The sequence below is a fragment of the Mesorhizobium sp. M0678 genome, assembly GCF_040320505.1.
Classification (GTDB): Bacteria; Pseudomonadota; Alphaproteobacteria; order Rhizobiales; family Rhizobiaceae; genus Mesorhizobium.
On record NZ_JAMYPT010000049.1, the window covers coordinates 1 to 13043 of the forward strand.

7 protein-coding genes, 8 pseudogenes and 1 other annotated feature are annotated in these 13043 nt (G+C 59.6%); of the genes and pseudogenes, 8 read left to right on the top strand and 7 right to left on the bottom strand.

From position 1 onward, the window contains the following. Window positions 1-245, bottom strand: a pseudogene (virG, locus tag NKI29_RS32585) (two-component system response regulator VirG); the annotation flags it as partial. A 79-nt stretch (window positions 246-324) separates the two neighbouring features. Between virG and NKI29_RS32590 the strand changes: the two are divergent. Continuing rightward, on the top strand, window positions 325-600 hold the full coding sequence (locus tag NKI29_RS32590) for an acyl carrier protein (RefSeq protein ID WP_352798598.1): 276 nt from the start codon (window positions 325-327) through the stop codon (window positions 598-600). 104 nt (window positions 601-704) lie between these two features. Here NKI29_RS32590 and NKI29_RS32595 read toward each other — a convergent pair whose 3' ends face one another. The 3 genes and pseudogenes from NKI29_RS32595 to NKI29_RS32605 all read right to left on the bottom strand — a co-directional run bounded on the left by NKI29_RS32595 (window position 705) and on the right by NKI29_RS32605 (window position 2241). After that, the gene (locus tag NKI29_RS32595; RefSeq protein ID WP_352798599.1) at window positions 705-1199 is read right to left on the bottom strand and encodes a hypothetical protein; all 495 of its coding nucleotides are present in this window, start codon (window positions 1197-1199) and stop codon (window positions 705-707) included. Window positions 1200-1321: 122 nt separating this feature from the next. Next, window positions 1322-1501: a hypothetical protein gene (locus tag NKI29_RS32600; RefSeq protein WP_031194388.1), complete on the bottom strand. Its 180-nt coding sequence runs from the start codon at window positions 1499-1501 to the stop codon at window positions 1322-1324. Beyond that, a pseudogene (locus NKI29_RS32605) lies at window positions 1498-2241 on the bottom strand (IS6 family transposase). Before NKI29_RS32605 ends, NKI29_RS32600 begins: the two are co-directional and overlap by 4 nt. A 278-nt stretch (window positions 2242-2519) precedes the next feature. On the opposite strand from NKI29_RS32605, the gene NKI29_RS32610 reads away from it, so the two are divergent. The 3 genes and pseudogenes from NKI29_RS32610 (at window position 2520) to NKI29_RS32620 (ending at window position 4057) form a co-directional block, all read left to right on the top strand. Next, window positions 2520-2897, top strand: coding sequence for a flagellar export protein FliJ (locus tag NKI29_RS32610; RefSeq protein ID WP_352487760.1), 378 nt, complete (start codon window positions 2520-2522; stop codon window positions 2895-2897). A 235-nt stretch (window positions 2898-3132) separates the two neighbouring features. Continuing rightward, window positions 3133-3296: pseudogene (locus NKI29_RS32615) on the top strand (DUF1403 family protein); the annotation flags it as partial. Between the two features lie 50 nt (window positions 3297-3346). Further along, window positions 3347-4057, top strand: a pseudogene (locus NKI29_RS32620) (IS6 family transposase). 127 nt (window positions 4058-4184) lie between these two features. Here NKI29_RS32620 and NKI29_RS32625 read toward each other — a convergent pair. Then, on the bottom strand, window positions 4185-6104 hold the full coding sequence (locus NKI29_RS32625) for a potassium transporter Kup (RefSeq protein WP_352798600.1): 1920 nt from the start codon (window positions 6102-6104) through the stop codon (window positions 4185-4187). A gap of 59 nt (window positions 6105-6163) precedes the next feature. After that, window positions 6164-6322 (bottom strand): annotated as a pseudogene (locus tag NKI29_RS33585) (IS6 family transposase); the annotation flags it as partial. 285 nt (window positions 6323-6607) lie between these two features. Between NKI29_RS33585 and NKI29_RS32630 the strand changes: the two are divergent. After that, window positions 6608-7507 (top strand): annotated as a pseudogene (locus NKI29_RS32630) (IS3 family transposase); the annotation flags it as partial. After that, window positions 6859-6975: a sequence feature (AL1L pseudoknot), on the top strand. (Overlaps the previous pseudogene by 117 nt.) Here NKI29_RS32630 and NKI29_RS32635 read toward each other — a convergent pair. Next, window positions 7486-8920, bottom strand: a pseudogene (locus NKI29_RS32635) (IS30 family transposase). The pseudogenes NKI29_RS32630 and NKI29_RS32635 sit on opposite strands and share 22 nt — an antisense overlap. A 43-nt stretch (window positions 8921-8963) precedes the next feature. Here NKI29_RS32635 and NKI29_RS32640 point away from each other — a divergent pair. The 3 genes and pseudogenes from NKI29_RS32640 to virD4 all read left to right on the top strand — a co-directional run. Beyond that, a pseudogene (locus tag NKI29_RS32640) lies at window positions 8964-9266 on the top strand (integrase core domain-containing protein); the annotation flags it as partial. A gap of 301 nt (window positions 9267-9567) precedes the next feature. Then, window positions 9568-10344 carry a hypothetical protein gene (locus NKI29_RS32645; RefSeq protein ID WP_352789937.1) on the top strand — a complete coding sequence of 259 codons (777 nt, stop codon included), beginning with the start codon at window positions 9568-9570 and terminating at the stop codon, window positions 10342-10344. 246 nt (window positions 10345-10590) lie between these two features. Next, complete coding sequence (virD4, locus tag NKI29_RS32650) at window positions 10591-12336, top strand: type IV secretion system ATPase VirD4 (RefSeq protein ID WP_352480567.1); 1746 nt, start codon at window positions 10591-10593, stop codon at window positions 12334-12336. The last annotated feature ends 707 nt before the right edge of the window (window positions 12337-13043 follow it).

Here is a 13043-nt window from a genome sequence, read left to right on the forward strand (position 1 = left end):
CCTCATCAAGCCGGTCGCCGCTGATCACTATGATAGGAACATCCGATTTTGTCGCCAGATTGCGGACGATCGCAAGTCCATCCTCCCGGCCTAGGTTAAGGTCAACAACCACGAGATCGACTGGCTCACGTGAAAGAACATAGTCAAACTGCTTGCTATCGTGGACTGCGGTTACCTTCAGGGCATGCATCGGCGATGAGGCGCCGCATTGCGGCATCATCGTCAATGACAAGAACATGTTTCAACGGCACACCTCGTTTTGGGGGTTGCGCCCCGATCAGGGTTGCATTACCTGAATCTGCAAGCAAAAGGCATGTATTAGTGATGACATTACTTGAAATTGAACAACTGGTTCTCAAAACCCTCAACGCTCTAGTTGCCGAAAAAGTAGAGGTGTCGATGACAACCAGAATGCGGGATCTCGGCCTCGACAGCCTCGCCTATAACGAGCTTGCTACGGCGATCGAGAGCCGACTTGGCTGGTTTGTCGACGATTACAAGCTCTGGCAATACGAGTCCGTAAGGCATGTCGCCGACGCCGTCGCCAGTCAGGAGTTGCGCACCGCGGAACCACCAGCAGTGCGGCAAGTGCTGGAGTAGTGCTGTAGGCACAGGTTACGGTGAGGGCAGCTTGGGCGGCGGTAGCTATGGCCATTGCTCCGCTGTGGTTTCTATTCGTGACTGGTGTGTTTGAGAACTGTTGGTCAGCCCGGTCCATGTCGCAGTGCCGATGCCCCATTGGTGGCGTTGCCCGCAATTGCGATCGCTGCGCCCAGGGCACCAATGCTGACGGTCGTTGTCAGGCCACCCGTTGAATTGTTGTCAGAGGCAACAGTGCCCACCACACCATCCCAATTGGTGGTCGTATAGCCCGACATGTAGTCACGGAACACGCTCTCACTATACGTGGTCACGATCGTTGCCGTCGTACCGGTTGGCACGAGGGCTGACCACACTGACAGATAGACCACACCAGAATTGAAGATGCTTTCCACCTGAGCGAGAAGGGTGGCAGCCACACCCCCAATCGTCATACTGTTGACGGTCACTGCACTTTCGGTGTCAGTGGTCTCAGTTGTCACGATGACACGACGATTAGCGTGTGGCGCGACAAGAAGCGGAATGCTGGTGTGGGTGTAAACGGTCGTGGCAGTCGAGTCTTCGTGAGTGCCATTGAAGACCAGATCTATCGGGAACATTTTCTCCCAGACGCCCGAGCTGCGCACATAGACCTGTCGAGCCTTGGTCCAGAGGCTTCAGATTTTCACCCATACGGCGCTGGCCGCCCCCCAGACCCCGGAGGCTTTGACGTAAAGGGCCATTACGGCTGCACCCAGAAATCACCGTCCACGCCGCCAGAAGGGGCAGCGGCCGAGATCGTGACGCTGCGATTTGCCATCGTGCCGACGCCGAGAAGCGCCTTGGTCTGGGCAATGGACTGCGGTCGACGATAATTGTCCCCGGTGCCGTCACTCGACACGCGACCGACGAAGCTCGTCACAGCGTCGGCACCTGTGGCGTAGGTCGAGCGGTACAAACGCGTCGTGATATCACCAGCGCCATCGCGCTGAGGCGATGAACATGTATGGCGAGAGCAGAACGTTTGGGGCGGGGCGGGACGAAGAGGTTGCGGAGGGCTGACAAGGTCGAGACGAAGCGTTGCAGGCCTCCCGGCGATCGGACCCCTGCATCATCCGCTCCCGTTTTCGCGGCGGCACATGGGAATTCTCCGCTCTGTTGTTCAACCCCTTGTGCGACCGGTGCTCGACGTCCGGCATCATCTGTCGCTTTGCCGCTCCATACGAGCGAAGCTAGTCGGTGATCATGCGCTTCGGCGCGAGCCCCTGCTTCTTCCACAGCCGCGTCAGCAAGCGCTTGGCGGCCTTGGTGTTGCGGCGGTTTTGCACGATTTCGTCCAGCACATATCCATCCTGGTCGACGGCGCGCCACAACCAAAGCTTTTTGCCGGGCGATGGTGACGACCACTTCGTTCAGGTACCAGACATCATTCCGGCACGGCGGCTTGCGGCGCAAGCAGCGAGCGCAGTCCAGCCCGAACTTGATGCCCCACCGGCGACTTGTCTCATACGAAACGATGCCGCGTTCCAGCAGCATTTCCTCAACCAGGCGCAGGCTCAGCGGAAACCGGAAATAAAGCCAGACCGCGTGGGCGATAATAGGCGGCGGAAATCGGGGGGCGTGTAGCTGACGGCGGGCGTATTCATGCCCCCCGGCGTCCATGTCGCAAATCTTGACGATTGCTTTGTGTGTCAAGCCCGCCGCAGGTCTCAACGCGTTCAATGCAGACATTGTGAAAATCGCCCTATTCCGCCTTTTTTTACCGCCCCTTAAGTCCCCCGCTCGCATGCTTGTCGATGCCATTGAACTCATAGCCATCGGCCAAGGATTTTGGAAAATATGTTTCCGCTCGCAGCAGAAAACGTGAGAGTCGCTGTAGGCCTAACGTTAAGGGGAGAGAGCGGTTTGATTGGACGAAATGGGTACCGGAGTACCGAGTCATGAAGCCACGAGGTAATCTGGTCCGACTGAAGCAATTTCAGGTGAATGAGAAGCGGCGACAGTTGCACCAGCTAGACATCATGATTGCCGATTTCGAGCGCATGGCGCGAGAACTGGACTTCCAGATAAACGCCGAGGAAACGAAGGCCGGCATCTCCGATGTCAATCATTTCGCTTATCCGACGTTCGCCAAGGCCGCTCGCCTACGTCGTGACAACGTCAAGAATTCGCAATCGGACCTTCTGCGGCAGAGAACCGCAGCCGAGCCATGCCTCGCCGAGGCTGAAGCAGAGCTCTCCAAGGCGCAAATGCTAGAATCGCGCAGCGGCAGAGGCCACGACCTCGAACCCGGCAACCGAAGCGCCATGATCGGCTGAGCCGGATGGCTTCAGCGTGCCTCATTCGCGACACCCGACTGGCCGTTGGCGCGCGAGAGGCGTGCGGGCACTGTAAAGATATCAGCGTCTTGATGCAGCGATAGCTGGTCGGGACGGCTGTCATGCTGCGGCGACATACGCGATTTTGTTCCAGATTTGCATGGCGGCGTTACGCAGGTATTGGGGGAAAGTGGAACTGGTTGGCAATCGGATCTCGGTGGAAACGAACCGCTGCCGGCGGACCGGCGCCTGGCGGCAACGCCTGGCGCTTTCGGCGGCGGCGGTAACGGCAAAGCAGGCTGGCCGCGTCGAGGATGAAGCGGCACCTGCGCGATGCCGTTCTGCTCAGGGCCGGGAGACGGGGTCGGCCCCGCCGGCCGGATGCTGCTCGCTTGGCGCGGCATCGTAAAGTCAACCGACAGCTTATGAAGATGTGCGTACATTGGGCCATGTCAGAAGTTGCTGGTGATCCGCTCTATGGTCGCCACCGCTTTCCCGCCGAGATCATTGCGCACGCGGTATGGCTCTACTTTCGCTTTCCGCTCAGCCTGCGCATGGTTGAGGACATGCTGGCGGCCCGCGGCATCATCGTCACGCATCAGACCGTTCGAAGCTGCGCGGAGAAATTCGGACGGCATTTCGCCCAGGAGATCAATATCAGCCGGCTGCCTGGGCGACAAATGGCATCTCGACGAATGTGTCGTGGCTATCAGTGGCAAGAAGCAGTGGCTCTGGCGTGCCGTCGATCAGGACGGCTTCGTCCTCGAAGTGCTGGTACAAAGCCGCCGAAATGCCAAGGCGGCAAAGCGTCTGATGCGCAAGTTGCTGAAAGCTCAAGGGCGGACACCACGGATCATGATCACCGACAAGCTCCGATCCTATGATGCCGCCATGCGCGACCTCATGCCCGGCGTCGAACACCGGTCGCACACAGGCCTGAATAATCGAGCGGAAAATTCGCACCAGCCGACCCGACGACGCGAAAGGATCATGAAACGCTTCAAGTCGGCACGCCAGCTTCAGCGGTTCGTTTCCATCCATGATCCGATTGCCGACCTGCTCACTTTCCCTGCAATGCGCTGTCATCGGCTCAACATCGAGACCTGCGTAACGCCCCCATGCAAATCTGGAACAAAATCGCGTGTGTCGCCACAGCGTGACAGCCGTCCCGGCCAGCTATCGCTGCATCAAGCCGCTGAAACTTACAGTGCCGGGCGCGCTGCTACCTGAATTTCCTTACCGCTCAATCAATGTGACAGCACCGATTCTTCTCAACCGCGGCATGCCCTAAATCGTCACTTGCGTTCCGATCTCGACGACGCGTCCGGTCGGGATCTGGAAGTACTCCGTCGCGTCGGCCGCCGTACGCGCCAGGCCGATGAACAACCGGTCCTGCCACACCGGCATGCCGGAATTGGGCGAGGCCTTGAGCGAACGCCGCGAGAGGAAGAACGAGGTCGTCATGATGTCGAACTTCCAGCCCTGCTTGCGGCAGATCGCCAGTGCGCGCGGGATGTTGGGCTGCTCCATGTAGCCGAAAGTCAGAGTCACCCGCATGAACAGCTCGTTGACCGTCTCCATCTTGACCCGGTCGCTGTCGGGCACCACCGGTTGCGGCGCGGTCACCACCGAAAGGATGACGTTCTGCTCGTGCAGCACCTTGTAGTGCTTCAGGCTGTGCATCAGCGCGGTTGGCGCGCTGAGTGGATCGCTCGTCAGGAACACCGCGGTGCCGGACACCAGCTGCGGCTTTTTCTTCAGGAGATTGCCGGCGAGGAAATCGAGCGGGATTTCGTTGCGGCGGGTCTTGTCGAACAGATAGCGGCTGCCGCGCACCCAGGTCCACATGGCCAGCACAATGGTGAAGGCCACCGCCAGCGAAGCCCAGCCACCCTCGAACACCTTGACGATGTTGGAGGCAAAGAAGCCCATGTCGATGAAGCCGAACAGCGCCGTCATGGCGACCGCCACCCACAGCCGCCATTTCCAGATCCGGGTCATGACGACGAACAGCAGCACCGTCGTCACCAGCATGTTGCCGGTCACCGAGATGCCGTAGGCCGATGCCAGCCTGCTGGACTCACCGAAGCCCACCACCAGCAGCATCACCGCCAGCGCCAGCAACAGATTGACGCGCGGCATGTAGATCTGGCCCGACTGCCGTTCCGAGGTGTGCAGGATTTCGAGGCGCGGCAGCATATTGAGCTGCACCGCCTGCCGGGTCAGCGAGAAGGCGCCGGAGATGACCGCCTGGCTGGCGATGACAGTCGCGGCCGTCGCCAGCACGACCATCGGGATCAGCGTCCAGCCTTCGTTCATCTCGAAGAATGGATGGCCGACGACGCCGTTCTTGGCCAGCACGAAGGCGCCTTGCCCGGCATAATTGAGCAGCAGGCAGGGAAACACGATCGCCAGCCAGGCCAGCACGATCGGCTTTCGGCCGAAATGGCCGAGATCGGCATAGAGTGCTTCGGCGCCGGTGACGGCGAGGAAGATGGCGCCGATGGTCACGAAAGCGACGTCGGGCGAATTGATCAGGAAGGCGACGATGTAGTGCGGGCTCACCGCCCACAGGATTTCTGGATCGGCGATGATGTGGTTGAGACCGGAAAGGCCAATTGCCAGGAACCATACGGCGGTCACCGGGCCGAACACCAATCCCACCCCGCCGGTGCCAAAGCGCTGCACCGCGAACACCATGGCCAGGATGACCAGTGTCAGCGGCACGACATAGGGCTGGAAGGTCGGCGTGACGACGTTCATACCCTCGACCGCCGACAGCACCGATATCGCCGGCGTGATGACGGCATCACCGAAGAAAAGCGATGCCCCGACGATGCCGATGCCGAGCATCAGCGCCGAGCGCTTGGGGAAACTGCCGCGCGCCAGCGCCATCAGCGACAGCACGCCACCCTCGCCGCGGTTGTTCGCCCGCAGCACGAACATGATGTATTTGATGGTGACGATGATCGTCAGCGACCAGATGATCAGCGACAAAACGCCCAGAATATCGCCGCGCTGGGCGACTTGTCCGCCCGACGACGCCACCAGCGCCTCGCGAAAGGCGTAGATCGGGCTGGTGCCGATATCCCCATAGACGACACCGAGCGCGCCCAGCATCAGAACCTTGGGGCTTTGCTGTTCGATTGCCGGATGGCTCGACTGTTCGACGGGTTCTGCCTCGCTACCAGTATTGGTAAGGACCATGGACGACACTCCGATAAGGGGCGGCCCTCTACCTTTGCTGCACTGCAATATCAAGTGCCGCGACGTAATGGCTCCGTATGCGGACCGCATTTGTTGCCGCACCGGCGGATTGTCTCATACGAAACCACGATCCCGCTCCCGGGCCATTTCCTCGACGAGACACAGGCTCAAGGGGACCTGAAGGAGGGCCAGACCGGATGGGCGATGATCTGCGGCAGGAAACGATGGCGCTGCTTGTAGCTGACGGCATATCTTTCTCCTTTGTGTGTCTGCCAGACGAGCGGGCGGGCACGGAAGTGGTCGCGCTCTGGCTGCCAGACATACTCGTCCAACCTGATGAAAACCTGACTTGTACACCCAGCCCAAACAGGTGCGAGGGGTCGGTCTATTACCAAAGGCTCTTAGGGCTGATTCTCTAGGGTTCCCGCCCAGATTGATCCGTGACCCTTGTTGTGTACCGCCCCGGGTTGATCGGAGGCTCCAACTCCTGAGAAGGTGGAACCATGACAAGCAAGGCGACCAACAAGTTCTCTCCCGAGGTCCGGACCCCCCGCGGTGCGGCTGGTTCTGGATCACGAACGCGAGCATACGTCGCGGTGGGCGGCGGTTTCATCGATCGCCGCCAAGATCGGCTGCAAGAAAGCCGAGCGTGACGGCGGCGTGCGCGCCGGAGTTCCCACGGATGCTGCGACGAAACTGAAGGCTCTGGAACGCGAGAGCCGCGAGCTTCGCAGGCCAACGAGAGCAAGGCTTCCGCGTATTTTGCCCAGGCGAAGCTCGACCGCCGGTTCAGGCCACGATCGCGTTCATCGACGATCACCGCAAGGCGCATGGGGTTGAGCCGATCTGCAAGGTGCTGCCGATCGCCCCGTCGACCTACCACGACCATGTCGCCAAGCGCGTCGACCCCTGCCGGCTGTCGGCTCGGGCAAGATGGGATACAGCCTCGAAGGATGAGGTCCGACGGGTTTGAGGCGAACTTCCGCGTCTACGGCATTCGCAAGGTCTGGCGGCGGTTGCGTCGCGAGGGCTTCGAGGTCGCCCGCTGCACGGTTGCCCGCTTGATGAAGGCCATGGGCCTCGAAGGCATCGTCCGCGGCAAGCCGATCCGCACTACGGTGAGCGACAAGGCCGCACCTTGCCCTCTCGACCACGTCAACCGCCAGTTCCATGCTCCGGCGCCGAACATGCTGCGGGTCTCCGACTTCACCTGCGTCGCGACCTGGACGGGCTTCGTCTATGTCGCCTTTGTCATCGACACCTATGCCCGTCGGATCGTCGGCTGGCGGGTGAGCCGGACGGCGCATGCAGCCTTCGTTCTCGATGCCCTGGAACAGGCTCTCCATGATCGGCGGCCCGCGCGGGGAGGCGGGCTCATCCATCACAGCGATAGAGGCAGCCAAGGCGGATTCAACCGGATCGTCGCAACACCGGCATCATACTGTCCCCCAAGGAGCTGGTCGAGGAGTTCGGCAGGTGTTTTCCAGCCGAGCGTTTTGCGCGATCTTGTGTTGATAGCATGGGCGACTGCTTCCAGTTCCCCGGCTGTGTGCCGACTGAGATCCGTGCCCTTTGGAGAGTACTGTCTCAGCAAGCCATTGGTGTTTTCGTTGGAGTCTCACTGCCACGGGCTTGGGGATCGCAGAAGTAAATCTCGAGCCCGGTGTCGATGCGCAGGTCGGCTGCTGCGCCATTTCCGCTCCATGGTCCCAAGTCAGCGACTGACGCAGCTGCTCGGGAAGTTTGCCCATGGATCGGGCTATGGCTCTGCGGACTGCTTCAGCGCCGTGGCCGGCAAGTGGTGGACCGTTCTTGATGCGCAGGCTCTGCTGATGGCCATGCATGCGCGCGGCAGGTGAAGCAGCATTGTGAAGCGTGAACTTCGTTCCACGAGCGTGCCGATCGCCTAGCTTCCGAGGCCAAGGACGAGGTCGCCTTCCCAATGTCCGGGGACAGCCCGATCGGCAATTTCGGCCGGAAGGTCGCCTATCATAACGGCGTCTCCAATGAAGGACTTGTTGCGCATTCGGGCCCGTTCGCGCGGTACGCGCGTTCGCGCGGTACGCGCAACGCTCGGCCTGAACGCAGACATGCGGTCAGTCCTCGGCGCAATGCTCCGCGTCCTTGAATGTACAAGGACTGATAGATCGTCTCGTGGCTGATCCGCATGGTTTGATCCTCTGGGTAATCGATCTGAAGCCGATTTAGCGATCTGCTCGGGGCTCCAGGCTGCCGACCACCTCCGGCTCTGTCGTTTTTTCCATACCCACCTTGGGGCCCTCGAATGAGGCGCCATTGGGGTTGGTGACTTTGCCGGCCAAGCGCTCCTCAACATATTCACGCAGAGCCGGATTGACCGCCAGCTTGCCAGGAGGCCGCCGGGACTCACGATCGGCGTGCCATTGGGCGGCACTGGCCGGTAATCCAGATTGCCGCTGCGCGTCGCGGCATTGCGCCTGACCTCCCGCGAGATTGTGCTCGGCGGCCGACCTAGTTTACGAGCAATGGCCCGGATGCCGATTCCCTTGGCAAGCTCAAGCGCAATATCCTCGCGCTCCCGAAAGAAAGATATCGCCCCGAAGGCGGCTTCGCCCACGGCGCCAAATGCGTTGGCGGCATCCCTCCTGCACTCCGAAACCAGCGCGGACCAAGAGGCGTTGATGTACCGGCATCCAGTGCGGCCTCCTCGCTCGAATGTCCCAAGGCAATAGCTTGCCAGAACCGGAAGCGATTCTCACGCTGCCAGGCGGCGGACGCCCGGGCGAATCTAGCTTCTTTCGAGTGCACCGATCTGAAGCGCGTTGGTGAACCGTCATTGCAACCTCCAATCCCTTGGTGTTGCGACGACCGGTTGAATCCGCCCAACACGTCAGCATTCAATACACCGAGCGCTTGGCGGAGGCCGGCGTCGAACCCGCAGTGGGCAGTGTCGGCGACTCTTTCGATAATGCTCTCGCGGAAACGATCAACGGTCTTTACAAGGCCGAGGTGATCCATCGACGCGGACCCTGGCGCTCATTCGAGGCCGTCGAGTTCGCCACGCTCGAATGGGTCGACTGCTTCAACAATCGCTGGCTGCTGGAGCCCATCGGCAACATCCCGCCGGCCGAAGCCGAGGAACGCTACTACGCCATGTTGGATGAACCAGCCATAGCCGCGTGACTCAAACGAAACGGCCACCGGAATGCCCGGGGCAGTTCACATCGCATTTGATGCCAGCTTCATCGTATTTTCTTCGGCTTGGACGGGCACTTGGCAGACCCACAGAGCTGGGAACCCTTTGCCATACTACAACTGTAACATCATATCGGTTTAGCAGGTCAAGCTTCGGTGGTAACCTCATTGGGTAGAATAACTACTTTGGAGGCGAGCAATGGATCGCGATAACAAACGGGCACGCGCAGCTGCAAGATCATCTCAAGGCGTGGGGAGCAGTAGCCTCCGTGACGTTCCAGAGGGGCCATTGAGCGATGTTGCAGAACGGCTGGTAACCGCTAACCCGCGCGATACAGCGCGAAATCTTGGGGGCTTCAAAGGCCTCGGGACGCACGAGCGAACAGCCGTTCGGGGCACTCAACCCGGGCCAGAAACTGACCTCGCGAGATTTGAAAGGCGGACCAATCGGCTTGGACAATCAGCCATCAATCTGGCCGCGACATTAACAGCCGAATTGGGGTACAGCACGGATGACATAGCATTGCAGAAAGTCGGAGCGGCCAGTAATCTAGGCGATTACCTAACGCCAGGGCTGCAAGATGCTATTGTTAATCGCATTGGCAACATGGATCCGCCGTCGCAAGCTCTCGGAGCTTATTACGTTGCGCCACACTTCAGTAAGTTTACTGACGAAAATAAATCTCGCATTCTTGATCAGGCCATTGGATTGGCTTCTTCTGATCCGGATGGCAATGTCAGAAACATGGCATCCAATGCTATTCTCAACATGTATCCCCAGTTAGACGCAAATCAACAGGCCCAAGCTCACTCAGTTTTTCCCGGCATGCAAGACATCTTGCCGCACATGCCGCCGCCGCAGCATGCAGCAGAGGAACGGAGTGCGAATCTGGACGGCCACATAGCAGGTATTGAGGCTGCAGTCCGTGATACAGTAGGCCCGCAAACCTCCTATGAACAGCTGCAGCGGGGTGCTCAAATCGGGCGGTCCATAAACCACGCCTTCAATCACGCCCGAGAGGACCTAATGGAGGCCACCAGAAGCAGAGATCGCTCCGGCCGTTGAGGTCTCGGCCATGGTACAGTGACGCTTTCTCTCCCGAATCCGTTTACGGCCTTGCCGTTTCCAATTCGCTGGCCGTTGACGTACCTGCTTAGTGTAACTTTCAAAAACCACGTCTGCCGGGTGATGCGCTGCAAGCATCGCACCACCCACTGCGGCATCGATCTGTCGAGCGGCGACATCGCGCGACGCCGGTTCGGTCTCTGAAGCACGCGCAGCATTAGCTACGGCTAATCCGGCAATGGAACAATGCTTTCAACAAAAACGACGCCCCCCAACATAGCCATTAGCATCGCGTGCTCACTCGCCGTGGGCTTCTGTGCGGCAAGTCTTTACGCAACTTTCCGCCACGGCGGCAGCGGCGAGGCTCTGATGGCGTTTGATGTCCGTGCCTTTTGGTTTGAGACGCCCTTCTATTTGGGCTTCGCAACCCCCGTTTTCTATCGGGGCGCGGCTATCGTGCTCTCGACGTCCGCGGTCGTCTTGCTGATTCAGCAGATCGTATTGCGCCGCAAGCTCGAACACCACGGGACGGCTCGTTGGGCTCGAGTGGATGAAATGCGACGCACGGGATATCTGCGACGATACCGTGGCGTGACAGGGCCGGTGTTTGGGAAGACAAGTGGCCCTTTCTGGCCTGGCTACTACCTGACCAATGGCGAGCAGCCTCACAGCCTCATCGTTGCACCGACCCGCGCTGGCAAGGGCGTCGGCATAGTCATTCCAACGCTACTTACATTCAAAGGCTCGGTGATAGCTCTGGACGTCAAGGGGGAGCTCTTTGAGCTCACCTCGAGGGCGCGCAAAGCCGCAGGTGACGACGTGTTTAAATTCGCGCCGCTGGATTCGGAGCGGCGCACAAACTGCTACAATCCGCTGTTGGATCTTATAGCGTTGCCTCCACAGCAGCAATTCACCGAAGCCCGCCGCTTGGCCGCAAACCTGATTACGGCCAAGGGGGAGGGCGCGGAAGGTTTCGTCAGCGGCGCGCGAGATATCTTTGTCGCGGGAATCCTTGCCTGCATCGAGCGGGGCACGCCAACAATCGGCGCCGTCTATGACCTCTTCGCCCAGCCGGGGGAGAAGTTTAAGCTCTTCGCGCGACTCGCCATGGAGACCCAGAACAAAGAGGCACAACGCATCTTCGACGACATGGCGGGGAACGATACGAAAATCCTAACCTCCTACACTTCCGTGCTCGGCGATGGCGGGCTCAACCTGTGGGCGGATCCCGCTGTAAAGGCGGCCACAAGTCGCTCGGACTTTTCGGTCTATGATCTTCGCCGTCGCAGAACGTGCATCTATCTTTGCGTTGGTCCGAACGACCTTGAGGTGATCGCGCCTTTGATACGCTTGTTTTTTCAGCAAATCGTTTCAATTCTGCAGCGGTCGCTGGCCCGCCGGGATGAAAAGCACGAGGTTCTCTTCCTGCTCGATGAGTTCAAGCACTTGGGTAAGCTGGAGGCGATCGAGACCGCAATCACGACTATCGCGGGCTACAAGGGGCGTTTCATGCTCATCATCCAAAGCCTTTCGGCACTGACGGGGGCTTATGGAGAGGCTGGCAAGCAGAATTTTCTCAGCAATACCGGACTGCAAGTGTTCATGGCCACGGCTGATGACGAGACTCCGAACTACATTTCCAAGGCCATCGGTGAATACACGTTTGAAGCCAAATCGATTTCCCACAGCCAGGCGCGAACGTTCGACTGGAACATTCAGAATTCACATCAAGGTGCACCGCTATTGCGTCCCGAACAGGTTCGGCTGCTCGATGACGACTACGAGATTGTTCTCATCAAAGGTCTGCCACCATTAAAATTGAGGAAGGTGCGTTATTTCTCGGATCGCATTCTGAAACGCATCTTTGAAAGCCAGACAGGCGCCCTCCCGGAGCCGGCGCCCTTGATGGGAGCAGAGGAGGCGCTCTCCGCAGAATCTCAACTCGATGACCCGCTGTGTGAATTGGCGCAGGACTTTGACGATACAGTTTGATGTGAGGCTAGTGTGGACCCGCGAAATAGTAATCCATCCCGTGTAACAGCTTTGTCGCAGGTGCAGGACGCCGGCTTGGAAGACGGGCAAGCGGTCCAGGCCCGGCGAGTGGGCTTTGAGTAGCACGTGTCCGAGGCGCTCCGGCCTCTGTTCGATGGTCGAGCTGACGAGCCGCCAACCGATCCAGAGGAGCTTCTGCGACTGGAACAGGGGGTTTCGCGAGGTGCTTCAGCGAGGGCAGGATCATCAAGCCGCCTCGTCTTTTTTCAGCAACCCAGGGATGCCCGCTGGACGGGATGACCTCAACAGAAGCGTGTCGGAGGCTTTCGCAAGCTCTGGGACGCCGGAGTTCGGGCCGCCGCCCCCAGTCTTGGCTGCCAGCCAACAGCAGATCCGCCCTTCGCCGGATGAGCTTGACCAGGGCAACCACCTGCCACCCGAGTGAGTCGTCCCAACAATGAACATTCACCAGCGCTGTTGTGGCCAGCGGAGACGCAGAGGGCCCTGAATACGCCGCAAGCCGTCGCCATTCAGCAGCAGCTGAGCGAAATCGGCAATTCAGGCGGCCGCGTGCATATGCAGAGAGGGGCTGATGCGATCTCCGGACCGGTAGCTCTCGCCGTAATTGATCAGGCTGGTACTGTTGGAAGGCTTGATCAGCCTCGTCACCCCAATCTCCAGCATAGCTCACTGTCACGCGGCCAACG